The organism is Rhodoferax sp. XS2R6, assembly GCF_056521365.1.
This window is the reverse complement of record NZ_JBWMAY010000001.1, coordinates 583,375-610,301: the sequence shown is the minus strand read 5'-3', so window position 1 is coordinate 610,301 and position 26,927 is coordinate 583,375. Positions and strand designations below refer to the sequence as shown.

The window sequence follows — 26,927 nt, the reverse complement described above, 5'->3', positions numbered from 1 at the left end:
CCTGCGGGAAAAGCCTTGTGAAACCGATCTGGCAACGATTGATTCAGCGTTTGGGCGCACACAACCACCGTGAAGTCATTGGGCTCCTGGGTGGGCTGCTGATTTGCATTTGGGGGTTTGTCGGGTTCTGGTCCTGGTGGGAGTACACCAACACCATCAGCTCCAACACCCGGGTGCTGCAGCAGCTTACCGTCGCTGTGCAGGCACAGACCCACAGCCTGTTCAAGCAGGCGGAGTCGCTGCTCATCGTCACCAGCCACTGGATGGCCGACCACCCCAACCAGGACCCCTCCAAAAGCTCCGATTTCATTGCCCAGGTCGACAAGTTGCGCAAAGCTTCGAATGGACTGCTCGATGTGCGCCTGATCACCCACAGCGGGACAATTCGTTTTCTGCCTGACCAGGGGCAGGGGCAAAACGTCAACGTGGCGGACCGCGATTATTTTCTGGCCCAGCGCGACCCGACAACCCGTGGCCTGTTCATCGGGCAGCCCCTTGTGGGGCGCGTCAACAAAAAGTGGGTGATCCCCATCTCGGCCCCGGTGGACCGCGCTGGTGGTGATGTTGCGCTGGTGCTGGTGATCATTGAGCTGGAGCGTATCGACAGTGTGTTTGACGCCGAGCGCATAAAACCGGCGGGCACGATTGGCATGGTGCGCACTGATGGCACGGTGTTGTTTCGCAGCCCCATGGACCCCAAGACGATTGGCCAGTCGATTGCCAAAGGCCAGGCCTGGGGCAATTACATGAGCGTGATGGCCAAGGGGGTGTATGAATCTGCGGTCAGCCTGTTTGACAACCGGCCACGGCTGGTCACTTTCTCGCGGGTCGACGACTACCCGCTGGTGGTGTACGTCAGCGCCAGCAAAGAGGACCTGCTGGCACCCTGGCGGCGGCACACCGCCATCTTCGCCGCCTTGGCCGTATTGCTGTCCATCGTCAGCTTGGCCATGAGCTCCGCGCTGATGCGCGCCCTGACGCTCTCGCGCCGTTCTGAGGCCATCATCCATTCCACCGACGAGGCCATCGTCGGCAAGTCCCTGGACGGCATCATCACCAGTTGGAACCCGGGAGCCGAACGCATGTTTGGCTACGCGGCCGCCGAGATGATTGGCCAGCCCATTCTGCGGCTGTTACCTACAGAGCGGCTGGGGGAAGAGGCCGTCATTCTGGAGAAAATTCGGCGCGGTGATGGGGTCGAACACTTTGAAACGGTGCGTGTTTGCAAGGACGGGCGCGAGATCAATGTCTCCGTCACCATCTCGCCGATTCGCAACAGCTTTGGCCAACTGATTGGGGCCTCCAAAATTGCCCGCGACATCACCGCCCAGAAGATGGCCACCCGGCAATTGCGGCTCACCGCCAGCGTGTTCAACAACACGGGTGAGGGCATCATGATCACCGACCGGGCCGGCCTGATTGTGGAAGTGAATGAGGCGTTCACCCGCATCACGGGCTACAGCCGCGAAGATGTTTTGGGCAACGACCCCGGTATGTTCCGTTCCAGCCGGCAGGGGCCGGAGGTGTTCCAGAACTTGCGCCGCGCGCTGCTGCGGCAGGGCGAGTGGAAGGGCGAGATGTGGAGCCGCCGCAAAGATGGCGAGGCCTACTCGGCTTGGCTCACGGTGAGCAAGGTGCGGGGCAGCTCGGGCAAGGTGCGCAATTACGTGGCGCTGTTCTCCGATGTGACCGTGCTCAAGCTGCAGCAGGAAGAGCTGGAGCACGGCGCCCACTTTGATGCGCTGACTGATTTGCCCAACCGCCTGCTGCTGTCAGACCGCCTGCACCAGGCCATGACCATGTGCCAGCGCCATGGCCGGAGCCTGGCGGTGCTCTACCTGGACCTGGACGGCTTCAAGGCGGTGAACGACCAGTTTGGCCACGAGGCGGGCGACGCCTTGCTGGTGGCCGTGTCGCGGCGCATGCAGGCTGCGCTGCGCGATGTGGACACCCTGGCCCGCATGGGCGGCGATGAGTTTGTGGCAGTGCTGACCAATGTGGAAAACATCCAGGATTGCATCCAGATGGTCACACGTGTGTTGCTGGCCTGCTCGGAGCCGGTGCACATCGAGGGGCGCGATCTGAAGGTGACCGCCAGCATCGGCGTCACCATGTACCCGCAGGACAACGCCGAGGCCGAGCAGCTGATGCGCCACGCCGACCAGGCCATGTACGAGGCCAAACAAAGTGGCAAAAACCGCTTCCACATGTTTGACTCCGCCCAGGACGCCGAGGTCAAGAGCCGCAGCCTGCTGCAGGAGCTGATTGCACTGGGCATTGCCCAGCGCGAGTTTGTGTTGCACTACCAGCCCAAGGTGAACATGCGTACCGGTGCCATCGTGGGGGTGGAAGCGCTGATCCGCTGGCAGCATCCCCAAAAAGGGCTGCTGTCGCCCGATGCGTTTCTGCCTTCCATCGAGAAACACCCGCTGAGTGAGGCCCTGGGTGCCTGGGTGGTGAATGACGCGTTGCGGCAAATGGGCGTGTGGAACGCGCAAGGCCTGACGCTGCCGGTGAGCATCAACATTGCGGCGCGGCAACTGCAGCACCCGGACTTTGCCCACCACCTGGCTGGGCTTTTGGCCAAACACCCCGCGGTGGACCCCAGCCATGTGGAGCTGGAGGTGCTGGAGACCAGCGCGCTGAGCGACCTGAACTCAATTACCACCACCTTGCAAGATTGCCACCGCCTGGGTGTGCGTTTTGCGATTGACGACTTTGGCACCGGTTACTCCTCGCTCACCTACCTGCGCCATTTGCCGGTGGAAGTGCTCAAGATCGACCGCAGTTTTGTGCGCGACATGCTGGACGACCAGAACGACCTGTCCATCGTCAACGGCGTGATCGGGCTGGCCGCAGCCTTCCATCGTGAGGTGATTGCCGAGGGCGTGGAGAGTGTGGCCCACGGCCAGCGCCTGATTGAACTGGGCTGCCACCTGGGCCAGGGCTATGAGATTGCGCGCCCCATGCCGGCCGACCAGGTGCTGGCCTGGTGCGCCACGTGGAAGCCCCCGGTGGAGTGGACAGTCAGAGCCCACGAAGCGGCGGCGCAGGCCGGTTAGCTACTGTTTTAATAGCTGCTTGCGCATATTCTGCGGGGTCTGGAGGCCACTTTGGCTTGTTTTTAGCTCAGGTATTCCACCACCAGCAGCGCCTTGGCCAGACCCTTGCCGGTATTGCGAATCGCGTGTTGCACGTCCACCGCGTAGCGTGCGCTGTCGCCCGCTTTCAGCACCTTGCTGCTGTCGGCCGCTTGCACGGTAAGCGTGCCGCTCAGTACTGACAAATGTTCCTTGGCCCCCGCCTCGTGCGGTTCGGACGCCAGCACACCACCGGCCTCCACCGCCAGCTCATACCACTCCACCTTGCCGGCCAGCGCAATGGGCCCCAGGATGCGCAGCGTGCACTTGCCGTCGTTGCTGGTGGTGACGGGGATGCTGTGCGCGGCCACCAGTTCTACCGTGGGGGCGGCCTTGTCGGCCACGCCACCGGCCAGCAGGTCGGTCAGGTTGATACCCAGTGCGGTAGCCAGGCGCCACAACACGCCCACCGTGGGGTTGGCTTGATTGCGCTCCACCTCGGACAACATGGATTTGGACACCCCCGCGCGCTTGGATAGTTCGTCCAGCGAGAGTTGTTGCGCCTTGCGGATCTCCTGCAGCTTGGAGCCGACGGCCGGTGGGCCGTCGGTGAGGGGAATGGAGGAGGGGACTTGCGCCATGGTGGTTTTGGTCGGTAAAATGGATTTTTGTTCGATATACCGGAAATATCCGCTAATCCAATCTTACACCGCCCACGCCACCATGACCACCGCCACCCCCCTGCACCCCGGCTACTACCTGCAATTCGCCAGCGACAACACCTCCGGCATCTGCCCCGAGGCCATGCAGGCCTTTGCCGCGGCCAACACGGGTTTTGCCGCGTCCTACGGCAATGACGACGCCACACGCCTGGCCTGCGACCGGCTGCGCGAGGTGTTCGAGGCGGACGCTGAAGTGTTCTTCGTCTTCAACGGCACGGCGGCCAATTCGATTGCGCTGGCTTCGTTGTGCCAGTCTTACCAGGCCGTTATTTGCAGCGACACGGCGCACGTGGAGACGGACGAGTGCGGCGCCCCCGAATTCTTTTCCAACGGCTCCAAGCTGCTGTCGGCGCCACACCGCCACGGCAAGCTCACCTCGGCCGGTGTGTTGGAAGTCATCACCCGCCGCACCGATGTGCACTACCCACGGCCCAAGGTGGTCACGCTGACCCAGTCCACGGAGATGGGCACGGTCTACCAAAAGGGCGAGATCAGCGGCATCAGCCGCATCGCGCAGGAGCATGGCCTGAAGGTCCATATGGACGGCGCACGTTTTGCCAACGCGGTGGCCGCGCTGAAGGTGGCGCCGGCCGACATCACCTGGCGTGCGGGCGTGGACGTGTTGTGTTTTGGCGGCACCAAGATGGGCCTGCCGATTGGCGAGGCCATCGTGTTTTTTGACCGCAAGCTGGGCGAGGAGTTTTCTTACCGCTGCAAGCAGGCCGGGCAACTGGCCTCCAAGATGCGCTACCTGTCGGCCCCCTGGCTGGCCATGCTGACCGACGGCACCTGGCTGCGCCACGCGGCGCACGCCAACGCCATGGCGCAGCGTCTGTCTGACAAGGTGGCTGGCATTGCCGGCGCCGAATTGCTGCTGCCCACCGAGGTGAATGGCGTGTTTGTGAACCTGCCCGAGCCGGCCATCACCCGCCTCAAGGCCCTGGGCTGGACCTTCTACACCTTCATCGGCGGCGGTGCGCGCTTCATGTGTTCCTGGGCCACCACCGAAGAGGCGGTGGACCATTTGGCGCATGACCTGGAGCGGGCGCTGGCGGGTTGAGTGGTACGGCGGATGCTACTGATTTAATAGCTGCTCACGCATATTCCACGGGAGCTAGAGGCCTGTTTGGTTTGTAAAAAACTATTGAAGCGCCTTGGCGGCCCAGGCTTGCAGGGCCAGGCGCACCGTGTGGCGGGCACTGGCGTCGGCGCGGCCACCGAGCCAGTAGCTCAGCAGATCGGCTGCCATCTCGTAGGGGTGGTAGAGCCCGCTGCGATCGGGGAAGGCGTTCACATACGCTGCCACGCCCAGCAGGGGCTGGGTTACGGGTTGGCCCTCGCGCTCTTGCAGGCGCCACTCGCCCTGTTCTTGGCGGTACATCACGGCCACCATCTGGAAGTCGCGCGGCATGCTGGGGGTTTTGAGATTGCTGAGTTGCAGGTAGGGCAGTACCGCCTGGCCCGGCGCATCGGGCAGCGGGAAGATCCACTCGCTCAGCGGCGCATCAGGGTTGACCACACCGCGCGCCAACAGCGCTGGTGTTTGCGGTGCGGCAATGCGCGTAAAGCCCAGCACCTGGGTGGCCAGGGTGTCAAAAAGCGCGGCCTGGTTGCGTTGCAGCACATGGGTTTGCTCGTGCACCAGCAGGTAGCCCAAAAAGCCCAGCAGCCCAGACCGATCGCCCGCGCGGTAGGGCGCCAGCAGGTTTTGCATGAGGCCGGCACTGAACACGATGGTGTCACCGCGTGTATGCGGCAAGCCGCCTTCCACCTTGTCGCTGACTTTGGCAAATTTCCAGGGCGTGCGGGCGTAGAGCGGGGCTTTCTCGGTCAGCGTGGGCCAGAGCGTGCCCACGGCCCAGCGCAACATGGCCTGCTCGTCGGCAGAAAACTCTTGCACCTCGCTGGCATAGTGGGCGCGGGCTTGTTCACGCGCGGCGGCTAGCGGCAGGTTCAGCAGGTCCAGCCGGGTTTTGGCCACCAGCTCGGGGCCTTGCATGGCGTCGAAGTAGGTCTGTGCGCCGGGGCCTGCCATCAGGGTGGCAGCTTCGCTGCGGTTCAAAAACTGCAGCGCGGGCTCGGCGGCTTGGGCCAAGCCCAGCCAGCTGCTGCCGGCCAGGCACAGGGCCAGAAGTCCCAGATGGCGGCGCAGCATGGGCGCCTCAGACCAAGCGGGCGCGGTGCCGAGCAATCTGCGCACGCACCTGGGCCGGTGCAGTGCCACCCAGAATGTTGCGCGCGTTCAGCGAGCCGCGCAGGCTCAGGCATTCGTAGACATCTTTCTCAATGCTGGCATGGAAGCCCTGCAGCACGGCCAGTGGCAGCTCGGACAGGTCACAGGCATGCGACTGCGCCGCCTTCACCGCGTGGGCTACCGTCTCATGCGCGTCGCGGAAGGGCAGGCCCTTCTTCACCAGGTAGTCGGCTAGGTCGGTGGCGGTGGCGTAGCCCTTGAGTGCGGCGCGTTCCATGGCTTCGGCGTTCACGCTGATGCCACCTTCTTTTTTACCGGTGGCGGCGTTCACCTGGCCGCCAATCATCTCGGAGAAGATGCGCAGCGTGTCCTTCAAGGTGTCCACGGTGTCGAACAGCGGCTCTTTGTCTTCCTGGTTGTCCTTGTTGTAGGCCAGGGGCTGGCCCTTCATCAGGGTGATCAGGCCCATCAGGTGACCGACCACGCGGCCGGTCTTGCCGCGTGCCAGCTCGGGCACGTCGGGGTTTTTCTTCTGCGGCATGATCGACGAGCCCGTGGTGAAGCGGTCCGCAATCTTGATGAAGCCGAAGTTCTGGCTCATCCAGATGATGAGTTCTTCGCTCATGCGGCTGATGTGGATCATGGTCAGGCTGGCGGCGCTGGTGAACTCGATCGCAAAGTCGCGGTCGCTTACTGCGTCCAGGCTGTTCTGGCACACGCCATCCATGGCCAGGGTATTGGCCACGCGCTCGCGGTCCAGCGGGTAGCTGGTGCCAGCCAACGCGGCGCTGCCCAGCGGCAGACGGTTGGTGCGGCGGCGCACCTCGGCAAAGCGCTCGGCATCGCGGCTGAACATTTCCACATAGGCCAGCATGTGGTGGCCAAAGCTCACGGGCTGGGCTACCTGCAGGTGCGTGAAGCCAGGCAGGATGACCTCGGCATTCGCCTCGGCCACATCCACCAGCGACTTTTGCAGGTCCACCAGCAGTTCGCCGATCAAATCAATTTCGCTGCGCAGCCACAGGCGCACGTCGGTGGCGACCTGGTCGTTGCGGCTGCGGCCGGTGTGCAGGCGCTTGCCAGCGTCGCCCACCAACTGGGTCAGGCGCGCTTCGATGTTCAGGTGCACGTCTTCCAGGTCCAGCTTCCATTCAAAGGCGCCGGATTCGATCTCGCCCCAGATTTGGGCCATGCCTTTTTGGATGGAAGCGTGGTCTTCGGCGGCAATGATGCCTTGCGCGGCCAGCATGTCGGCATGCGCCAGACTGCCGGTAATGTCGGCCTGCCAAAGGCGCTTGTCAAAGAACACGCTGGAGGTGTAGCGTTTGACCAGATCGCTCATGGGCTCAGAAAACAGCGCGGACCACGCCTGGGACTTTTTATCGAATTGGTTTTGGGACATGGGAGACGCTTTGCAGAATGGAGTCAAAATCCGGTGAACATGAACGACACCCAAATATTATCGACGTTCCAGGAGCTGGCCCCAGCGCAGCCGACGGACGCCAAGGCCCCGGCCCTGGTGTTCGACGCCTGCCAAATGGGTGTGGTGCTGCGGGCGGTGTTGTTTGTGGAGCTGGGGGTGGCGGTGGCGGCCATGTTCGCGTCTACCACGATGTGGAGCTGGGTGCTGCGCTTCTCGCTCGTCACCGGCGGAGCTCTACCGGCCACGCTGGCCTGGCTGCTCTCGGCCTGCATGGCCAAGCGCTGGTTGGCGCGCCTCAAACCTGCGGCACAGTATTCGGTCGCCATTGGTTTGGGCGCGGTGGCGGGGCTGTATGGCTGTGGACTGCTCGCCATCTCGGGGCTGCTGCCCGATGCGCCCTGGGTGGGCAGCGCCAGCAGCGGGGCTTTGCTCTCGTCTATTTTGGTAGCGGCGCTGGTGATGCGTGCCAAGGGGCGCACCCCGGCCGATACGGCGGCGCGCCTGGCCGAGCTGCAGTCGCGCATCCGCCCGCACTTTTTGTTCAACACCCTCAACAGCGCCATTGCGCTGGTGCGCGCCGAGCCGGCCAAGGCCGAGGCGCTGCTGGAAGACCTGAGTGATCTGTTTCGCCATGCGCTGATGGACCAGGGCACGGCCGTGACCCTGGCCGACGAGATTGCGCTGGCCCAGCGTTACCTGGCCATCGAGCAGGTGCGTTTTGGCGAGCGCCTGGATGTGCAATGGGCGCTGGACCCCGAAGCCGAACAGGCCAAGCTACCCCCGCTGTTGCTGCAGCCGCTGGTGGAAAACGCGGTGCGCCATGGGGTAGAGCCCAGTGCCACCGGCGCGGCCATCCGCATTTCCACCCAGCGCCGGGGCTCCTCCGTGGTGGTGAAGGTAACCAACACGGTGCCCGCCGGGCAGGGTTCTGAGGGCCATGGCCTGGCCCTGCGCAATGTGCAAGATCGCCTGGCCCTGCTGCACGATGTGCAGGCCCAGTTTCGCTGTGGCTTGAAAGACGGCGTGTACCAGGTTCGCATGGAGTTCCCCGCATGACTGCAATTGCCCCTATGCGTCGCCTGCAGGTGATGGTGGTGGATGACGAGGCCCTGGCCCGTTCGCGCCTGCGTACCCTGCTGGGTGACTGCCACAACCCCGGTGCCGAGGTGGTGGCCGAAGCCGCCAACGCCGGCCAGGCCCTGGAACTGTTGCGCGGGCGCCGCCTGGATGTGGTGTTTCTGGACATCCACATGCCCGGTGCCGATGGCTTGACGCTGGCGCAAACCCTCAAAACACTGCCGCAGCCACCCGTGGTGGTGTTTGTAACCGCACATGCCGAGCACGCCTTGCAGGCCTTTGACCTGGAGGCCGCCGACTACCTGACCAAACCCGTGCGGCTGGAGCGGCTGCAAACAGCGCTACAAAAAGCAGAGCGGCTTGCGCATGTTCCATCAGGGCTGGGTGGTGTTTTTGCTTCAGACGAGGTGCTGGTCATCCAGGAGCGGCACCGCACAGAGCGCGTGCCGCTGCAGCAGGTGCTGTATTTCAAGGCCGAGCTGAAATACATCACGGTGCGCACTGCGGCGCGCAGCTACATCCTGGACGGGGCCCTCAATGACCTGGAGGCCAAATACGCCGAGCATTACCTGCGCATCCACCGCAACGCCATCGTGGCGCGCTGGGCCATCCGCGCGCTGGAGAAACATTACGACGCCGAAGAGGGTGAAGGCTGGGCAGTACGCTTGCAGGGGGTCGATGAGCTGCTGTCGGTCTCGCGCCGCCAGCTGGCCGCAGTGCGCAGCCTGATTGCCCAATGAAGCCTGCCCAGCGCCCCCAATGGTGGCAGGTGGCCCGCGTTGTCCTCTTTTGCTGGACGGCTGGTGTGGCTGGGGCCGGTAGTGCGACAGCGGAGCGCATTCGTATTGGCGCCGAGGACGATTGGCGCCCTTACTCCTATGTGGTGGAGGGCAAGCCTGTAGGTTTTGCGGTGGACTTGGCACGTGCGGCCTGGGCTGCAGCCGGTATCGAGCTGGAACTGGTGCCACTGCCCTATGCCCGTTGCATGAAAGAGGTGGACAACGGCACGCTGGCCGGCTGCTTTGACACCCTGCGCGACGCTCGCACAGAAGCCCGTTACCTCTGGCACAAACGGCCTCTGTTCAAGGCGCGCATCGCCATTTACGGGCGCAGCAATGCGCACAACACGCGCCCCGTGGATGCTGCGGGCCTGCTGGGGTTTCGCATTGGCGTGACCAATGGCTACGACTACGGGGAGGCCTTTGACAACGACGCGCGTATGCAGCGCGACGTGGCGCCGTCTGACCTGATATCCCTGCGCAAGCTGGTGGCCGGGCGGGTGGACTATGCGCTGGTGTTTGACCGGGTGGCGCAGCAGATTGCCAGTGTGCACCCGGAGTTGGCCAAGGGCTTCACGCAGCGGGGTGTGCTGGTGGAGCCTTTGCTGTACATCTCGTTTACAAAACGCATGCCGGGCCTGGAGGCCTTGATTGCCCGCTTTGACGCGGGCCTGGAGCGGGTGCGCCAATCGGGCGAATACGCCCGTATTGAAGCCCGTTGGCGCTGAAAATTACCCCGTGTTGCGCAGTCCGGCGGCAATCCCGTTGATCGAGATGTGGATACCACGCTGCACGCGTTCGTCGGCCTTGCCTTCGCGGTAGCGGCGCACCAGTTCCACCTGCAGGTGGTGCAAAGGGTCGATGTAGGGGAAGCGGTGGCGGATGGAGCGCTGCAAGGCCGCGTTGTTGGCCAGGCGGTTCTTTTCACCGGTGATGGTGGCCAGCGCTTGCGCGGTGGCGTGCCATTCGGTCTCGATGGCCGTGAAGATCTTCTTGCGCAGGCGCGCATCGCCCACCAGCTCGGCATAACGTGAGGCCAGGGCCAGGTCGCTCTTGGCCATCACCATGTCCATGTTGGACAGCAGGGTGCCGAAGAAGGGCCATTGCTTGTACATCTTCTGCAGCAGCGCCAAACGCTCTTTCTGCTCGGCCGCAGTGCCGTTGCTGATGAACTTCTGCACCGCAGAACCAAAGCCGAACCAGCCTGGCAGTGTCAGGCGGCACTGGCCCCAGCTGAAGCCCCAGGGAATCGCGCGCAGGTCTTCGATCTTTTGCGAGGCCTTGCGAGAGGCAGGGCGTGAGCCGATGTTGAGCTCGGCAATCTCGCGGATCGGGGTGGAGCTGAAAAAATATTCGGTGAAACCGGGGGTTTCGTACACCAGCGCGCGGTAGGCCGACATGCTGTTTTGCGAGAGCTCGGCGGCGGCTTCCAGAAAGGCCTTGGTGGCCGATTTGGTGGGCTGCAGGAGCGTGGCTTCTAGCGTGGCGGCGACCAGGGTTTCGAGGTTGCGCCGGCCGATTTCGGGGTTGGCGTATTTGGAGCCAATCACTTCGCCCTGTTCGGTCAGGCGGATCTGGCCGCGTACCGTGCCGGGGGGCTGGGCCAGGATGGCCTGGTAGCTGGGGCCGCCGCCACGCCCCACCGTGCCACCACGACCATGGAACATGCGCAGCTGGATCTTGTGTTGGGCGGCCAGCACGTCGAACAGCTCGACTAGCGCGATCTCGGCGCGGTACAGCTCCCAGTTGCTGGTGAAGATGCCGCCGTCCTTGTTGGAGTCGGAGTAGCCCAGCATGATGTCCTGCTCGGAGCCACTGCGTTTGACCAGCTCGGCCACGCCAGGCAGGGCGTAGAACTCCCGCATGATGGGCGCGGCGTTGCGCAGGTCTTCAATGGTTTCAAACAGCGGCACCACGATCAGGTCGGCCGTGGCCTGCGCGTCCAGCGTGCCGCGCATCAGGCCCACTTCTTTTTGCAGCAGCAGCACTTCGAGCAAGTCGCTCACGGTTTCGGTGTGGCTGATGATGTAGTGGCGGATGGCTTCGTGGCCAAAACGTTCACGCATGACCTTGGCGGCAGCAAAGATGGCCAGCTCGCCCTGGGCGTGGGCCGAGTACTCCACGCCGTGCACGCGCAGGGGGCGCGCGTCGTTGAGCAGGCCCAGCAGCAGGCTGCGTTTGGCGGCTTCGTCCAGTGCGCTGTAGTTGGCTTCCACGCGGGCCGTGGCCAGCAGTTCGGCCACCACTTCTTCGTGTTTGTCCGAGCTTTGGCGCAAGTCCACTGTGGCCAGGTGAAAACCGAACACGTCCACCGCGCGGATCAGCGGGTGCAGGCGTTGTTTGATCAGGGCGCCGCCGTGGTGGGCCTTGAGCGAAGCGGCGATGGTGCGCAGGTCGGCCACCAAGTCCTGCGCCTGCAGGTAGGGGTTTTGTGGCGCGACGGCGTGGCGTGCGGCCTCGGTGCCGGTCAGGCTTTTCAGGGTGGCGGCCAGGCGGGCGTACATGCCGGTCAGGGCGCGGCGGTAGGGTTCGTCTTTGCGGTGTTCGTTTTGGTCAGGCGAGCGTTCGGCCAGGGCCTGCATCTCGGGGGTGCAGTCGGCCAGCATGGCAGAGATGGACAACTCACCGCCCAGGTAGTGCACCTCGGTCAGGTAGTGGCGCAGCGCCACTTCGGCCTGGCGGCGCAGCGCGTATTCCAGGGTCTGGGCGCTGACGTTGGGGTTGCCGTCGCGGTCACCGCCAATCCACTGGCCCATGCGCAAAAAGCTGTGCACGGGCTGGGTGCCGAGCATGTCTTCCAGGTCGGCGTAGAGCTTGGGAATCTCGCGCAGGAAGGTGGACTCGTAATAACTCAGCGCGTTCTCAATCTCGTCGGCCACGGTGAGCTTGCTGAAGCGCAGCAGGCGGGTCTGCCAGAGCTGCATCACGCGGGCGCGCATCTGGGCTTCGTTGGCTGCCAGTTCCTTGGGCGTTAGCGCGTCTTTTTTGCTGTCCACCGAGACGGCGCGCAGCTTGATTTCATCACGCGTGGTCAGCAGCTGTGCGATGTCGCGCTCGGCATCCAGAATGCTCTTGCGTTGCACTTCGGTGGGGTGGGCGGTGAGCACGGGCGACACAAAACTTTGCGCCAGCGTCTGCGAGATGGTCTTTGGTGCAATGCCGGCCCAGCGCAGGCGCGACATGGCGACCTCGATGCTGCCTTCTTGCGTGTCGCCGGCACGTTCGTGGATGGCACGGCGACGGATATGGTGGCGGTCTTCGGCCAGGTTGGCCAGGTGCGAAAAGTAAGTGAAGGCGCGGATCACGCTCACGGTCTGGTCGCCCGAGAGGCCCTTGAGTAGTTTCTTCAGTGCCTTGTCGGCTTCGTGGTCGGCATCGCGGCGAAACGCCACCGACAGCGTGCGGATCTGTTCGATCAGTTCGTAGGCCTCTACGCCCTCTTGCTCCCGAATCACATCACCCAAAATTCGCCCTAAAAGGCGGATGTCTTCAACCAAGGGACGCTCGTTGTCTTTGCTGCGCTTGGCCGTCTCTGCGGCAGGTGCTTTTTTCATGGGTCTGGATGGAGGTGGGAGAGGGGGCTTCGAATGAAGCAAGGATCGCGCCCATGCTAGCATCGAAGGCATTCCACCGATTACTAGCAGGTTACGACTTTGCCCCATTTTACGATCGCCACACGCGAGAGCCGGCTGGCCCTTTGGCAAGCAGAACACGTCAAGGCCTTGCTGGAGCAGCAAGGCGCCGCCGTCACCCTGTTGGGTATGACGACCAAGGGCGATCAAATCCTGGACCGCTCGCTCAGCAAAGTGGGCGGTAAGGGCCTGTTTGTCAAAGAGCTGGAAGTGGCCTTGGAAGAAGGCCGCGCCGACCTCGCCGTGCATTCGCTCAAAGACGTTCCGATGGAGTTGCCCGCGGGTTTTGAGCTGGCCTGCGTGATGGAGCGTGAGGACCCACGCGACGCCTGGGTGTCTACCCGTTATGCGGGTGTGCTGGATCTGCCGCAAGGCGCGGTGGTGGGCACGTCGAGCTTGCGCCGTGTGGCGCTGCTGCGGGCCATGCGCCCAGACCTGAAGATTGAACCTTTGCGGGGTAACCTGGACACCCGTTTGCGCAAACTCGATGAAGGCCTGTACGACGGCATCGTGTTGGCCGCCGCCGGACTCAAGCGCTTGGGGCTGGCGTCTCGCATCCGCAGCACCTTTGCGGTGGAGCAGATGCTGCCGGCTGCCGGGCAGGGGGCTTTGGGCATTGAGGTGCGCACGGGCCGCGACGATGTGCGCGACGCGCTGCAGCACCTGGCCCACCAACCCACCTGGCTGGCCGTGGCCGCCGAACGCGCGGTAAGCCGCATGATGGGTGGTAGCTGTTCCATGCCGCTGGCGGCTTACGCCACGCTTGAGGGCACGCAGCTGCACATCCGCGCCGCCTGGGGCGATGCCGAGGGACGGCACCCGCTGGTGACCGCCCAGACGCAAGGCTCCGTACACAGCCTGGCTGATGCCACCGCGTTGGGCGAACAGGTCGCCCTGCAGTTGCAGGCCGGTGTACGGGCTTTGCCGCAAGCAGGAGTCTGATGCCATGCGTGTGATCGTTACCCGTCCCGAAGGCGAAGCCCAGAAGTGGGTCAGCACCCTGCAGAGTGCGGGTTACCAGGCCTTGAGTCTGCCTTTGATCAAGGTGCTGCCAGCCACCCAGCCGCAAGCGGTGCATGAGGCCTGGCAGCAGATCGCGCAGTGGGATGCCGCGATGTTTGTCAGTCGCAATGCGGTGGACCACTTTTTTGCATTAAAACCGGTTGAAACCCTCGTATTTTCTGCGCAGGCAGCTATCAAAAGTAGAGCGTATGTGACCGGCCCAGGCAGCTATTCCGCCTTGCTGCGTGTGGGCGCTGAGGCCTCGTGCATCGACTCCCCCGACCATACCGCTGGGCTGTTTGACTCGGAGGCTCTATGGCATGTGGTGCGCGGCCAGATGCGCCCAGGCTTTCGCTTGCTCATTGTCCGTGGTACCACCGTGGACGGCGCGGCCGGCGACGAGGGGGTGGGGCGCGACTGGTTTGCCAAGCAGGCCACGGCGGCCGGGGCCCAGGTGGATTTTGTGGTGGCCTACCAGCGTCAGCAACCCCAACTCGACCCCCAGCAGCAGGCCCAGGCGCAGATTGCGGCCAGCGATGGCACGGTGTGGCTGTTCAGCAGTTCGGAAGCGATTGCCAACTTGCAGGCCCAATGCCCTGCGCAGCTCTGGCAGGGCGCCCGTGCCGTTGTTACCCATCCACGTATTGGCAAGGCCGCGCGTGAGGCGGGCTTTGGTGTGGTGCGCGAGTCACGCCCAGCGCTGCCGGCGCTGATGGCGTCGATAGAATCGCTGCAATGAACGCCGAGTCCGCCGCCCCACCCGAAACATCCCCTGCGGAACAGGCACCGCCTGCAGCCTTGCTGCCCACGGTGAAGTCGTCGCGCCGCTGGTTGCGTGGCGTGGCCGTGGTGGCGGTGGTGGGTTTGGTGGGCAGCGCCTTGTTGTGGCAAAAACTCAGCACTATCCAGGAGCAGTTGGCGCGCCAGAGCGCCGACACCGGTTCCCAGGCCAACGAAGCGCGGGCCATCGCCCGCCAGGCGCAGGAGCTGGCCATTGAAACCGCGGCCAAACTCGCCATGACCGAAGCGCGGCTGAGCGAAGTGTCCTTGCAGCGCAGCCAGCTCGAAGAGCTGATGCAAAGCCTGTCCCGCTCGCGCGACGAAAACCTGGTGGTGGACATTGAATCCGCTGTGCGCCTGGCCCAGCAACAGGCCCAACTCACCGGCAGTGCTGAGCCCCTGTTGGCCGCCCTCAAAACTGCCGAACTGCGCGTGGCCCGAGCCGCGCAGCCGCGCCTGACCCCGGTGCAGCGCGCCATTGCCAAAGATGTGGCCCGTATCAAGGCCACGGCATTGGCCGATTTGCCCGCCTTGCTGGTCAAGCTCGATGAACTGGTGCAGATGACGGACGAGCTGCCCGTGGCCAATGCCGTGTCGGTGGCGCGTCCGGCCGAGAGCCTCAAGCGTAAGGAAGCCGAATCCATGGCCGGCTGGTGGAACCGCGCCATTGCGGTGGTGCATGCCGAATTGCAAAGCCTGGTGCGCGTAAGCCGCATCGACAACCCCGATGCCGTCTTGCTCACACCCGAGCAGTCCTTCTTTCTGCGCGAGAACCTCAAGCTCAAGTTGCTGAACGCTCGCCTGGGCCTGCTCACACGGCACAACGATTCGGCGCGTTCGGATCTGGCTGCCGCCTCCGCGGCCATGGCGCGTTACTTTGATGTGTCTTCGCGCAAGACCCAGGCTGCCCAAGCCTTGCTGCAGCAACTGCAAGGCCAAATGCGTGCGCTGGAGCTGCCGCGCGTGGATGACACCCTGGCGGCGCTGACCACGGCCGCAGCGGGGCGCTGAGATGCGGGCCGCACTTTGGCTTCTTGCCCTGTTTGCGGTGGCGGTGGCCACCGCCTTGTTTGCCGGTAACAACCAGGGCACGGTGACCCTGTACTGGCCACCGTACCGGGTGGACCTGTCACTCAACCTGGTGCTGGTGCTGCTGGCCCTGGTGTTTGTGACCCTGCACCTGGCTTTGCGCGCACTCTCGGGCCTGCTGCACATTCCGGTGCAGGCCAAGCGCTGGCGCCTGCTCTACAAAGAGCGCGCCATGCACGAGGCGCTGCTGGACTCTCTGTCCAACCTGGTGGCTGGGCGTTTTGTGCGGGCCCGCAAGGCGGCCGAGCTGGTGGTCACGCTCGAAGAGTCGCTGCGCAGCAGCGAAGAACACACGGCACACGGCGTGCGCCTGCGCACCATGTCCCACCTGATTGCTGCCGAAAGTGCCCATGCGCTGCAAGACCGCAGCCGCCGTGAGCAACATTTTCAGAGCGCACTGGAGCTGACCCGGCCGCGCGACGCGCAGGATGGTCGCGATGGCGTGCTGATGCGCGCAGCACGTTGGTCGTTTGAGGACCGTGACGCCTCTTTGTCGCTGGAGTGGTTGGACCAATTGCCCCAAGGCACAGCCCGCCGCACTATTGCCCTGCGTTTGCGCCTCAAGGCGGCGCGCCTGGCTGGCCAGGCGCGTGCGGCATTGGATGCGGTGCGCCTGCTCACCAAACACCGGGCGTTCTCGGAAGTGGCGGGTGCCGGTATTGCCCGCGGGCTGGCGCTTGAAATCCTGCGCTCGGCCCATGACCCCATGCAGTTGCAACGCGCCTGGGAGGCACTGGAGACGGCAGAAAAACACATGCCCGAGGTGGCACTGGAAGCCGCAGAGCGTTGTCTGCAACTGGGCGGCGATGTGGCCCTGTCACGCCAGTGGGTGCTGCCGCTGTGGGTGGCCATGGGCGAACGCCTGGATGCATTGAGCCCGGCGCTGCGCGTGCGTGTGGTGCGCGTGCTGGAAAAAGGTTTTGCCCAGGCCACCGGCACGCCCGATGCGCCGTGGCTGCAGCGCATCGAGTCGCTGCAGTTGGCCAACCCGGGTGACCCCTTGCTGCAGTACCTGGCCGGTGTGATGTGCGCGCGGCTGGAGTTGTGGGGCAAAGCCCAGCAGATGCTGCGCCAATCCTTGACCATGCTCAAGGATGCGGACCTCAAGCGAGACGCCTGGCGCGCCCTGGCCGAACTGGCCGAACACAGGCAGGATACGGCCGCCGCCGCACAGGCCTACAAGGAAGCCTCCAAAGCGTGACGTGCTGAACTTTCGGGGCTATTATCCGCCCCATGGCCACACTCATCGACCACCTGATCAAGCTCACAGACCACCGCGACCGCGACCTGTTGGAGCTCACCCTGTCCAAGGCATTGATTGACCTGGTGCCCATCCAGCGCGTCATCGTCGCGCGGGTGGTGAGTGAAGAAGGCATCAAGCGCTGGCTGGAAGTGGCCACACTGGACGCCAAGGGCGGCGGCAAGGTGGTGGACCCGCTCCGCGTGGACTTTCAGAAATTACCTTTGTTGGACGACAACCGCGATCGCCTGCGAGCCCTGCAAAACCGCGAGCGCATCGAGATCGCCTGGGCCGGCGAAGACGGGCCCCGCATCACCTACTTTCCGCTGTTTGCTGAGACCCTCAACGACGATGAAGGGGCGTTGGAGATTCACTCTGCATCCCCGCTGACGCAGGAGCAGTTGCAAACCCTGGCCCAGGTCCAGCATGTGTTTCGCAATATGTACCACCTGCTGGCTTACAGCGACCGCGATGCACTCACCGGCTTGCTCAACCGCAAGTCCCTGGATGACACGTTCTACAGTGCCGTGCTCGATGAGCTGGGCGAGGGGCCCGAGCCGCAGTCGGAGGCTTTGAAGGCGGCTGTGGCGCCTGGCCAGGAGCGCCGCCACCGGGTGCCGCCCAACTACTGGATGGGCACCATCAGCATCGACAACTTTGGCTTGCTCAATGACAAAAACGGCCACCTGATTGCCGAAGAAGTGCTGCTGCTGGTGGCGCGCATCATGAACAACACCTTTCGCACCTACGACCGGCTGTACCGCCTGGGTGGCGAGCAGTTTGCTGTGCTCATGCACTGCCCTGACGAGGCTCTGGTGCTGGCCGCGTTTGAGCGCTTTCGGGCCAATATCGAAAAATTTAACTTTCCGCAGGTGGGGCGGGTCACCATTTGTGCCGGCTTTACCCGTATCACGCCGGACGACTCCCCCAGCACGGCACTGGAGCATGCCGAGCGCGCGGTGGACTATGCGCAGCACAACGGCCGCAACAAGGTGTTCAGCCACGCAGAGCTGGTGCGCAAGGGCTTCTTTGGCGATGCGCTGAAGATAGGTGCTGTGGACCTGTTTTAAACCAGCTGCCGACAGGCCAAAAAAAGGGGCACCGTGGTGCCCCTTTTTATTTAACCCGCGTTGTTCTCTTCAAACGGCAGGCTCATGTTGCGCAAGTCGCGCCGGGTTTCCACCAGCACCAGCGGGCCAGCGTCCACCACCACAGGGGCCGGGCGCTCGCGGGGCACATGCACGGGCTTGGGTTCGGCGGCAATCGCCGCTTGCACGGCAGCAATCTTGGCAGCATCCGAATTCACCCACTGCAGGCCCGAACCTTGGGCGACTTGCTGCAAGGATGCAGTAGGCAGGGCATAACCTTCGACCTTGGGCATGCTGCCGGTGGTCACAGGGGCGGGTGCAGCGACAGGCGCAACCACGGCCACCACTGAGGCAGCCGGTGCTGGGGCTGCTGCCACGATAGGCTGCACTGGCTCCATGCTGACGGACGCAGCAGCGGCTTGTGGTGCTTCTTCGGTGTGCTGCGGGGCTGCAGCTTGTTCACCACGTTCCTGGCGATTGCCACGGTCACGGCCATAACGGTCGCGTGAGCGGCGCTGGCCATCGCCAGCATTGCGGCCTTCGGCCTGGGCGGCAGTTTCGCCATCGATTTGGTTCACATCGGCCTGGGTTGTCGGGGCCGTGTCGGCAAAGGCGAGTGCAGATTGGGGTTCTGCGTCAGCGCGGTTGCCGTCGTCCTGACGGGGGCCACGTTCATCGCGGCGGCCATTGCGATTGCGTCCACGGCCACGGCCTTCACGACCGTCTCCACGGGCTTCGGTATTCACGTCCGCGGCGCCTTCGGGGCGTGCGTCTGTGGTTTCCTCGTGGCGTGTGTCCTGGCGTTGCTCGGTGTTGCGCTCTGTGTTTTCTTCGCGCGGGCCACGGCCTTCGCCACGGTTGCGGCCACGGCCTTCACCACGCGGGGCACGGTCCTGGCGGGGCTCACCGCGGCCTTCGCCACGTGGCGCGTTGCCGTTGTCGGCGCCTGCAGACACCTGGACATCCTGGCCTGCTACGGTAGCGCCAGCGTCCATGCGTTCGTTGCGCTGGGCGCCGCCTTGGCGTTCGCCACGCTCACCACGTTCGCCGCGGTTGCGGCCATTGCGGCCACCGCGTTCACCACGCTCTGCACCACCTTCGGGGCGGGCTTCACCGCGGTTTTCGTCGCGCGGGCCACGGCCGTCGGCGCGGGGCTCATTGCGGCCACCGCGGCTGTTGCGGCCTTCACCACGCTCGCCACCGCGGTCGTTGCGTTCACCACGGCCACCGTTGCGGTTGCCATCGCGGCCCCGGCCGTCACGGCCTTCGCGCTTGTCGTCGGTCTTGGCCGTTGCCGGTGCGGGCTTGGCCACCGGTGCGGCTTCTTCCATGCCCAGCAGGCCCTTGATCCAACCAAAGAAACCTTTGCTGGCAGGTGCAGGCGCTGCTGCCGCGGGCTTTGCCGCAGGCGCTGCAGCCTGGGGTTTGGCCACTTCGGGCTTGGGCGGCGCGATGGGGGCGGGTGCGTCGGGCAACACGCCCTTGATCACGGGCGTTTGTTTGTTGGTTGGCTCTTGCGAACGGCGGGTCACGCCGGTGGCTTCTTCCATGTCATCGGCCATCTTGTAGCTGGCTTCGATGTGGTCCAGGCGCGGATCGTCGTGTTTCAGGCGTTCGAGCTTGTAGTTGGGCGTTTCCAACGTCTTGTTGGGCACCATCAGCACGTTGATGCGCTGCTTGAGTTCGATCTTGGCGATTTCGGTGCGCTTTTCGTTCAGCAGGAACGAGGCTACATCGACGGGCACCTGGCACATGACCGAGGCCGTGTTGTCCTTGAGGGACTCTTCCTGGATGATGCGCAGAATCTGCAAAGCGCTGGATTCGGTGTCGCGGATGTGGCCGGAGCCGCCGCAACGGGGGCAAGGAATCGACGCACCTTCAGAGAGAGCCGGACGCAGGCGCTGGCGGCTCATTTCCATCAGGCCGAACTTGGAGATGGTGCCGAACTGCACACGGGCGCGGTCCTGGCGCAGCGCATCGCGCAAGCGGTTTTCCACTTCGCGGCGGTTGCGGGACTCTTCCATGTCGATAAAGTCGATCACGATCAGGCCACCCAAGTCGCGCAAGCGCATCTGGCGCGCCACTTCGTCGGCGGCTTCCAAGTTGGTGCGGGTCGCGGTTTCTTCGATGTCGCCGCCCTTGATGGCACGGGCCGAGTTGACGTCCACGGACACCAGAGCTTCGGTGTGGTCGATCACGATGGCGCCGCCGGAAGGCAGTTGCACCGTGCGGGCGTAGGCTGATTCGATCTGGTGTTCGATCTGGAAGCGGCTGAACAGCGGCGCGTCATCACGGTAGCGCTTCACGCGGGCTGCGTGCTCTGGCATCACGTGGGCCATGAACTGCTGGGCCTGTTCGTACACGTCGTCGGTGTCGATCAGGATGTCGCCGATGTCGTGGTTGAAGTAATCGCGGATCGCGCGGATTACCAGGGACGACTCTTGGTAAATCAGGTAAGCACCCTTGCCACCCTTGGCGGCGCCGTCAATCGCGGTCCACAGCTTCAAGAGGTAGTTCAAGTCCCACTGCAGTTCAGGCGCGCTGCGGCCAATACCTGCGGTACGGGCAATGATGGACATGCCGTTGGGGTATTCCAACTGGTCCATGTTTTCTTTGAGTTCCGCACGGTCGTCACCCTCGATACGGCGCGATACGCCACCGCCACGGGGGTTGTTGGGCATCAGCACCACATAACGGCCAGCCAGCGAGACGAAGGTGGTCAGGGCTGCGCCCTTGTTGCCACGCTCTTCTTTTTCCACTTGCACCAACAGTTCCTGGCCTTCGCGGATGGCGTCCTGGATGCGGGCGTTGCCGGCGGAGACACCTTGCTGGAAGTAGGTTTTGGAGATTTCCTTGAACGGCAGGAAGCCGTGGCGGTCTTCGCCGTAGTCGACAAAACAGGCTTCCAGCGACGGCTCTACGCGGGTGACGACGGCCTTGTATATGTTGCCCTTGCGCTGTTCGCGCCCTTCAATTTCGATTTCGTAGTCGAGGAGTTTTTGTCCGTCGACGATAGCCAGGCGGCGTTCTTCAGCCTGCGTGGCGTTGATCAGCATCCGTTTCATGGATTGCATCCTTCTTCAATAAGCACATGCCCGAATTGGGCGTACGGTGCCGGACTGACGAATTGAAGTGAGGTGGAATTGCCGGAGAACTTCAGGTCACACGAGGTGACGAAGCGTAGGCGCAGGGATGGGGACGAGGGGGTGCGTTTGTGAACTTGCTATCAAAAGGATAGCTCGTTGCGCAGGTTGTACCGGGGCTGCAGGCCGATATGTGCCACCCAACGGGGCGTAAACGCTCCGCAGGCACAAGGTCATCAGGCTTAGCAACACAAACATCTCGTTTCATTCCATTCGCAAACCGTGGGTTTACGAATTTGGGGTATTCCGTTTCAGGGTTTCAATTCGTCGGCTTGACCATGTTGTTTGCGGGCCATCACAGGCAGGTGGCGTGTGATTTGCAAGCAAGGCAGTGTGGCGGCATCGACCTTCCAGCGCAGCGCTTGGTGGGGTGTGGACTAAACTCCAGACAAATCAACCACTTACGGCGCGACGCTAGTGAAACACATTATAGGGGGCAATCCAGCCTCAGCCCTGCCGCAAGTCAAATCCGTGACGGTGGACGAAGACAGCGCCGGCCAACGCCTGGACAACTTCCTGATGCGTGAGCTCAAGGGTGTGCCCAAAACCCATGTCTACCGCATCATCCGCAGCGGTGAGGTGCGCGTGAACAAGGGCCGCGCCAGCGCCGACACCCGGGTCGCGGTGGGGGATGTGGTGCGGGTGCCACCGGTGCGCATGTCCGAACGTGTGGAGCAAAAAGCCCAAGCCATGGCCGAGCAGGTGGTGGCGCAGGCGGCCAGCCGCACGCCAGCTAAAACCTTCCCGGTGTTATTTGAAGACGACCATTTTCTGGTGATCGACAAACCCGCCGGGGTGGCGGTGCATGGCGGCTCGGGCGTGAGTTTCGGGGTGATTGAGCAGTTGCGCATGGCGCGACCCCAGGCCACGTTTTTGGAGCTGGTGCATCGCCTGGACCGGGAAACCAGTGGCATTTTGCTGATCGCCAAAAAGCGCAGCGCCCTCAAAAATTTGCAGGACCAGTTCCGCGAACGTGAAACCGGCAAAACCTACCTGGCCTTGGTGGTGGGGCAGTGGCCTACAAATAAGAAGGTGTTGGACAAATCCTTGCACAAATACTTGTTGGCCAGCAAGGACGGTGGTGCGGATGCGGGTGAGCGCCGCGTGAAGGTGGTCGAGAAGGACCACCCCGACGCCATGCCCTCGCTGTCCTTGGTCAAGGTCCGGGCCACCTCTGGTGTGCCAGCGGTCGCCGATGCCATCGGCCAGCGCGGTTACTCCCTGCTGGAGGTGACCATCAAGACCGGGCGCACCCACCAGATCCGCGTGCATTTGGCGTCGGAGGGCATGCCGATCGCCGGCGACGACAAATACGGCGACTTTGACCTGAACAAGGAATTGGCGCGGGGCATGGCGCCGGTGGCGCTCAAGCGCATGTTTTTACACGCCTGGCGCTTCCAGTGCCGGCACCCGCTCACTGGCGACAAGATCGAGTTGTTTGCCGCGTTGCCACCTGAACTGGCCGATTTTCTGCGGCTGGCCGTACCGGCCGCGACCTGATTTCCACCGAACCTGCTGTTTCTTATGTCTTCCAACCCGACCCGCACTCGCCAGTTTGACCTGATCGCCTTTGACTGGGATGGCACCCTGTTCGACTCCACTGGCATCATCACCCGCTGTATCCAGGCGGCGGTGGCCGATGTGGGCGGCACCGTGCCGAGCGACAAAGACGCCGCCTACGTGATTGGCCTGGGCCTGATGCAGGCGCTGGCCCACGCTGCGCCCGATGTGCCCAAGGAGAAATACCCGTTGCTGGGCGCACGTTACAAACACCACTATGTGCTGCACCAGAACGACATCAGCCTGTTTGACGGCGTGTTGCCCATGTTGGACGCGCTCAAGGGTGCAGGCCATTTGCTGACCGTGGCCACTGGCAAAAGCCGCTCGGGGCTCAACGAGGCCTTGCAGGCGGTTGAGCTGCGCGGTGTGTTTGACGGCTCGCGCACTGCCGACGAGACCGCGGGCAAGCCGCATCCGCTGATGCTGCAGGAGCTGATGGCCGAATTTGGTGTACCGCCCGAGCGGATGCTGATGATTGGCGACACCACCCACGATCTGCAACTGGCCCTGAATGCCGGTTGTGCCAGTGTCGGCGTGAGTTACGGTGCGCACGAGCACACGGCCTTTGCGCCACTGCAACCGCGGCATGTGGCGCATTCGGTGGCCGAGCTGCACACCTGGCTGCTGGCCCACGCCTGAGGGAGTTGCCATGACATTGGGACCCGCAGGTGTGGCGATTGCGCTGTGCAACAGCGCTGATTTGGTCAACAGCGGTGACGCTGTGCCGTTTGATGTGGTTTATTGCGGCCAGACCTGCTACGGATTTGCCATCCGGTATGCCGACAAGGTCTACGCCTACCTGAACCGCTGCTCCCACGTGCCCATGGAAATGGACTACCAGCCCAACCGGTTTTTTGACATGACCGGCCACTGGTTGATATGCGCGACCCACGGCGCCATGTACAGCCCACAAACCGGCCAATGCCGCACCGGCCCCTGCCGTGGCGGCCTGGTCTCCATTGCCCTCACGGAAGTGGATGGTGTCGTGCACTGGCATACTGCCCACAACTTACAACCTGTCGCCTTCTGATATGTCCGAATCTTCGTTTCCTCCACCGCCCGGTTCTGGCTCCAATATGCCTCCAGAGCACACCGATTATGCGCAAGCAGCTATCAATAACGTAGCAAACTCGGCTCCTGGCTGGGAGCGGGCCACGCTGGAGAAACTGGCCATGGCGACGCTGGTGGAGCAGCGCGCTGCGCGGCGCTGGCGCAATGCCATCCGTATTGCCTGGCTGGTGTTTCTGTCGGCCCTGCTGTGGCTCGGCCTGCAGCAAGGGGGCACCACCACCGATGTCAGCATGCCGCATACGGCGGTGGTCTCCATCCAGGGCGAGATCGCCGCGGGTGCCGATGCCAGCGCCGAATTTGTGGTGGCGGCCATGCGCACTGCCTTTGAGGACGATGGCGCCAAGGCGGTGGTGTTGCTGATCAATTCACCCGGTGGTAGCCCGGTGCAGGCCGGCATCATTAACGACGAGATCAAACGCCTCAAGGCCCAGTACAACAAACCCGTGTATGCCGTGGTGGAAGAAACCTGTGCCTCGGCGGCGTACTACATTGCCGCGGCCGCCGACCAGATTTTTGTCGACAAGGCCAGTATTGTGGGCAGCATTGGCGTGCTGATGGACGGCTTTGGTTTTACCGGCCTGATGGACAAGCTGGGTGTGGAGCGCCGCCTGATGACGGCCGGTGAAAACAAGGGGTTTTTAGACCCCTTCAGCCCGCAGACTGAGAAGCAGCGCGCCTTCGCCCAGGCCATGCTGAACCAGATTCACCAGCAGTTCATTGCCGTGGTCAAAGACGGCCGAGGCACACGCCTGAAAGAAACCCCCGAGATGTTCAGTGGCCTGTTCTGGACCGGCCAGCAAGCCATTGAGCTGGGCCTGGCCGACCAGTTGGGCAACCTGGACTATGTGGCGCGCGAGGTGGTGAAGGCCGAAGACATCATCGACTACACCCGCAAGGACAACGTGGCCGAGCGCCTGGTCAAACGTTTTGGTGCGTCGATTGGTGATGGCGCGGTGCGCGCACTGCGTTCCTTGCCAGCCATTCACTAAATAACTCCCCGGGCTCCTCTGCTTGCGCGGGGCGCTGCCTAACGGCCGATCGCAAACACCGTGGGCGTGGCGTTGTCCAGCGACCAGCCACTCTGCTTCCACTGTTTCACCAGGTTGCTGTGGGTGCTGGCTGTGTCCAGCGTGAGCCCGCTGGAAGTGGCCAGCCGGGTGTTGTGTTGCAGGGTTTGCAGCAGGCCCTGCAGCAGCGCGGTGTTGCGGTAGGGCGTCTCGATAAAAAGCTGGGTTTGCCCGGTTTTCAGCGCCAGTGACTCCAGCTCGCGGATACGTTTGCTGCGCTCGGCCGGGTCGGCTGGCACATAACCCACAAACGCAAAGTTCTGCCCATTGAGCCCGCTGGCGGCCAGCGCCAGCAACAGCGACACGGGCCCCACCAAGGGCACCACGCGCAAGCCCAGGTCGTGCGCGGCGCGTACCACGGATGAGCCCGGGTCTGCGATAGCCGGCATGCCGGCTTCGCTGACCAGGCCCACGTGGTGGCCCTGCAGGGCTGCGGCCAGCAGCGGCGTGGCGTCAAAGCCACCCGCTGCCCCAGTCAAGTGGTCGCCTTTTTTATGCACTTCGCGCGGAAGTTCCTGAATAGCCAGTTCCTGCAGGGCCACGCCCAGCGGGTGGCTGGTGTCTACGCGTTTTAAGTAGGCACGCGTGCTTTTTGCGTTCTCACAAATCCAGTGCCTCAGGCTGGCGGTCACGGCCAATGTGTGGGCGGGCATGCTCTGGTCCAACGGGCTTTGGGTGGCACAGCCAAAGTCCAGCGGCGCGGGCACCAAATACAGCGTGCCTTTGACGGAAGAGGGCGCCTGTGTCATACCGGCCCCAGCAGCGTGATGCCAGCCGCACGCAGCATGCGGCTGGTGCGGATCAGTGGCAGACCGACCAGGGCGCTGGGGTCATCGTTGTCGATGGATTCCAGCAGCGCAATGCCCAGGCCTTCGCTCTTGGCGCTGCCGGCGCAGTCATAGGGTGTTTCGGCGCGCAGGTAGTTTTCAATGTCGGCATCGCTCAGGTCGCGGAACACCACGCGCACCGGCGCCACGTCTTCCTGTACAAAGCCACTGGCCTGGCAGACCACGGCCACCGCGGTCTGGAAGACCACGGTTTTGCCACGCATTTTTTGCAACTGGGCCACTGCACGTTCGTGGGTGCCGGGTTTGCCCAGCGGTTCGCCGTCCAGATCGGCCACCTGGTCAGAACCAATCACCACACAGTCGGGGTATCGCTGCGCTACGGCCTGGGCCTTGGCCAGCGCCAGCCGGCGCGCCAGGGCAAGTGGGGTTTCATGGGGTTGGGGTGTTTCGTCCACATCGGGCGCGGCCACGGCAAAGGGCACGCGCAGGCGCTGCAGCAGTTCGCGGCGGTAGGCGGAGGTGGAGCCTAAAACGAGTTTTCGGGGGGCGGAGTCTTGCATATGGGGCGATTCTCTTACACTGCGCCCATGACATATGAATATTCAGCCAACAGCCTGAACATCCTGACTTTCGCCAAGAGCGAAGGGCAGTTGAAGGGCCAGGTGCCTTTGGCCCACATGCCGCGCCTGCGTGAAGAAACCCAAGGCGCGATGGATACCGTAGCCGTGCATTTTGACGCCCAGGGCGACATCCGTGCGGACGCGGCCGGGGTTGATGAACCCTGGTTGCATCTGAATGGGCACACCACCCTGACCATGACCTGTCAGCGCTGCCTCACGCCGGTGGATGTGGGCATCGCGTTCACCCGTGACTTCCGTTTTGTGGCCACCGAAGCCCTGGCCGAGATTGAAGACGAAGAGTCGGAAGAGGATGTGCTGGTGTTGAGCCGCGAATTTAATGTGCTGGACTTGGTGGAGGACGAGCTGCTCATGTCCATTCCCCCAGTGCCCAAACACGAGACCTGCCCCCAGTCCGTCAAGCTGGAGGCCGTGGACCCGGATTTTGACGCGACGGCAGAGGACAAGCCCAATCCGTTTGCGGCGCTTCAAAAGCTCAAAGACAAGGGCCTTGGCTAACAGGCCGGCTTTGGGCTATAATCCGAGGCTTCGCGCGCAAATCCGCCGCGTTTTAC

22 protein-coding genes are annotated in these 26,927 nt (G+C 63.5%); 15 read left to right on the top strand and 7 right to left on the bottom strand.

What is annotated here, in order from left to right; all coding sequences use genetic code 11:
* Positions 1-17 precede the first annotated feature (17 nt).
* Positions 18-3,062 (top strand): bifunctional diguanylate cyclase/phosphodiesterase, encoded by a 3,045-nt coding sequence (locus AC097A_RS02895; RefSeq protein WP_479619672.1) that lies wholly within the window; start codon positions 18-20, stop codon positions 3,060-3,062.
* Positions 3,063-3,124: 62 nt separating this feature from the next.
* Here the strand turns inward: AC097A_RS02895 and AC097A_RS02890 are convergent, their stop codons facing one another.
* Positions 3,125-3,721, bottom strand: coding sequence for a helix-turn-helix domain-containing protein (locus AC097A_RS02890; protein ID WP_479619671.1), 597 nt, complete (start codon positions 3,719-3,721; stop codon positions 3,125-3,127).
* Between the two features lie 82 nt (positions 3,722-3,803).
* Between AC097A_RS02890 and AC097A_RS02885 the strand changes: the two genes are divergently transcribed.
* A complete protein-coding gene (locus tag AC097A_RS02885; protein WP_479619670.1) occupies positions 3,804-4,862 on the top strand; it encodes a threonine aldolase family protein in 1,059 nt (352 codons plus the stop codon).
* Positions 4,863-4,943: 81 nt separating this feature from the next.
* On the opposite strand, the gene AC097A_RS02880 is transcribed toward AC097A_RS02885, so the two are convergent.
* Positions 4,944-5,957, bottom strand: a complete 1,014-nt coding sequence (locus tag AC097A_RS02880) for a hypothetical protein (RefSeq protein ID WP_479619669.1) — start codon at positions 5,955-5,957, stop codon at positions 4,944-4,946.
* A 7-nt stretch (positions 5,958-5,964) separates the two neighbouring features.
* A complete protein-coding gene (gene argH, locus AC097A_RS02875; protein ID WP_479619668.1) occupies positions 5,965-7,398 on the bottom strand; it encodes an argininosuccinate lyase in 1,434 nt (477 codons plus the stop codon).
* 39 nt (positions 7,399-7,437) lie between these two features.
* Between argH and AC097A_RS02870 the strand changes: the two genes are divergently transcribed.
* Genes AC097A_RS02870 through AC097A_RS02860 form a run of 3 tightly spaced genes read left to right on the top strand, consistent with a single transcriptional unit; the run spans position 7,438 to position 10,003 of the window.
* Positions 7,438-8,475 (top strand): sensor histidine kinase, encoded by a 1,038-nt coding sequence (locus AC097A_RS02870; protein ID WP_479619667.1) that lies wholly within the window; start codon positions 7,438-7,440, stop codon positions 8,473-8,475.
* Positions 8,472-9,236 (top strand): response regulator, encoded by a 765-nt coding sequence (locus AC097A_RS02865; protein ID WP_315493935.1) that lies wholly within the window; start codon positions 8,472-8,474, stop codon positions 9,234-9,236. The genes AC097A_RS02870 and AC097A_RS02865 overlap by 4 nt, the downstream gene beginning before the upstream one ends.
* Positions 9,233-10,003, top strand: a complete 771-nt coding sequence (locus AC097A_RS02860) for a substrate-binding periplasmic protein (RefSeq protein WP_479619666.1) — start codon at positions 9,233-9,235, stop codon at positions 10,001-10,003. The genes AC097A_RS02865 and AC097A_RS02860 overlap by 4 nt, the downstream gene beginning before the upstream one ends.
* A 3-nt stretch (positions 10,004-10,006) precedes the next feature.
* Here the strand turns inward: AC097A_RS02860 and ppc are convergent, their stop codons facing one another.
* A complete protein-coding gene (gene ppc / locus AC097A_RS02855; RefSeq protein WP_479619665.1) occupies positions 10,007-12,829 on the bottom strand; it encodes a phosphoenolpyruvate carboxylase in 2,823 nt (940 codons plus the stop codon).
* Between the two features lie 99 nt (positions 12,830-12,928).
* Between ppc and hemC the strand changes: the two genes are divergently transcribed.
* From hemC to AC097A_RS02830, 5 genes are read left to right on the top strand one after another with little or no spacing between them, the layout of a single operon-like run.
* Positions 12,929-13,849 carry a hydroxymethylbilane synthase gene (gene hemC / locus AC097A_RS02850; RefSeq protein WP_479619664.1) on the top strand — a complete coding sequence of 307 codons (921 nt, stop codon included), beginning with the start codon at positions 12,929-12,931 and terminating at the stop codon, positions 13,847-13,849.
* Positions 13,850-13,853: 4 nt separating this feature from the next.
* Positions 13,854-14,648 (top strand): uroporphyrinogen-III synthase, encoded by a 795-nt coding sequence (locus AC097A_RS02845; protein ID WP_479619663.1) that lies wholly within the window; start codon positions 13,854-13,856, stop codon positions 14,646-14,648.
* A complete protein-coding gene (locus tag AC097A_RS02840) occupies positions 14,645-15,700 on the top strand; it encodes a uroporphyrinogen-III C-methyltransferase (protein WP_479619662.1) in 1,056 nt (351 codons plus the stop codon). Before AC097A_RS02845 ends, AC097A_RS02840 begins: the two co-directional genes overlap by 4 nt.
* A 1-nt stretch (position 15,701) precedes the next feature.
* Complete coding sequence (locus tag AC097A_RS02835; RefSeq protein ID WP_479619661.1) at positions 15,702-16,979, top strand: heme biosynthesis HemY N-terminal domain-containing protein; 1,278 nt, start codon at positions 15,702-15,704, stop codon at positions 16,977-16,979.
* Between the two features lie 32 nt (positions 16,980-17,011).
* A complete protein-coding gene (locus tag AC097A_RS02830; RefSeq protein WP_105259931.1) occupies positions 17,012-18,088 on the top strand; it encodes a GGDEF domain-containing protein in 1,077 nt (358 codons plus the stop codon).
* A gap of 50 nt (positions 18,089-18,138) precedes the next feature.
* Here the strand turns inward: AC097A_RS02830 and AC097A_RS02825 are convergent, their stop codons facing one another.
* Complete coding sequence (locus tag AC097A_RS02825; protein ID WP_479619660.1) at positions 18,139-21,171, bottom strand: Rne/Rng family ribonuclease; 3,033 nt, start codon at positions 21,169-21,171, stop codon at positions 18,139-18,141.
* A 495-nt stretch (positions 21,172-21,666) separates the two neighbouring features.
* Here AC097A_RS02825 and AC097A_RS02820 point away from each other — a divergent pair, with 495 nt between their 5' ends.
* Genes AC097A_RS02820 through AC097A_RS02805 form a run of 4 tightly spaced genes read left to right on the top strand, consistent with a single transcriptional unit; the run spans position 21,667 to position 24,869 of the window.
* Positions 21,667-22,749 (top strand): RluA family pseudouridine synthase, encoded by a 1,083-nt coding sequence (locus tag AC097A_RS02820; RefSeq protein ID WP_479619659.1) that lies wholly within the window; start codon positions 21,667-21,669, stop codon positions 22,747-22,749.
* Between the two features lie 24 nt (positions 22,750-22,773).
* Positions 22,774-23,448, top strand: coding sequence for an HAD family hydrolase (locus AC097A_RS02815; protein WP_479619658.1), 675 nt, complete (start codon positions 22,774-22,776; stop codon positions 23,446-23,448).
* A 10-nt stretch (positions 23,449-23,458) separates the two neighbouring features.
* Complete coding sequence (locus AC097A_RS02810; RefSeq protein WP_479619657.1) at positions 23,459-23,839, top strand: Rieske (2Fe-2S) protein; 381 nt, start codon at positions 23,459-23,461, stop codon at positions 23,837-23,839.
* Between the two features lie 46 nt (positions 23,840-23,885).
* The gene (locus AC097A_RS02805) at positions 23,886-24,869 is read left to right on the top strand and encodes a S49 family peptidase (protein ID WP_479620190.1); all 984 of its coding nucleotides are present in this window, start codon (positions 23,886-23,888) and stop codon (positions 24,867-24,869) included.
* A gap of 38 nt (positions 24,870-24,907) precedes the next feature.
* Here the strand turns inward: AC097A_RS02805 and AC097A_RS02800 are convergent, their stop codons facing one another.
* Both AC097A_RS02800 and AC097A_RS02795 read right to left on the bottom strand, forming a co-directional pair.
* Positions 24,908-25,696 (bottom strand): SAM-dependent methyltransferase, encoded by a 789-nt coding sequence (locus tag AC097A_RS02800; protein ID WP_479619656.1) that lies wholly within the window; start codon positions 25,694-25,696, stop codon positions 24,908-24,910.
* On the bottom strand, positions 25,693-26,295 hold the full coding sequence (locus AC097A_RS02795) for a Maf family nucleotide pyrophosphatase (protein WP_479619655.1): 603 nt from the start codon (positions 26,293-26,295) through the stop codon (positions 25,693-25,695). The genes AC097A_RS02800 and AC097A_RS02795 overlap by 4 nt, the downstream gene beginning before the upstream one ends.
* A 27-nt stretch (positions 26,296-26,322) precedes the next feature.
* Between AC097A_RS02795 and AC097A_RS02790 the strand changes: the two genes are divergently transcribed.
* Positions 26,323-26,871, top strand: coding sequence for a YceD family protein (locus AC097A_RS02790; protein WP_315473419.1), 549 nt, complete (start codon positions 26,323-26,325; stop codon positions 26,869-26,871).
* The last annotated feature ends 56 nt before the right edge of the window (positions 26,872-26,927 follow it).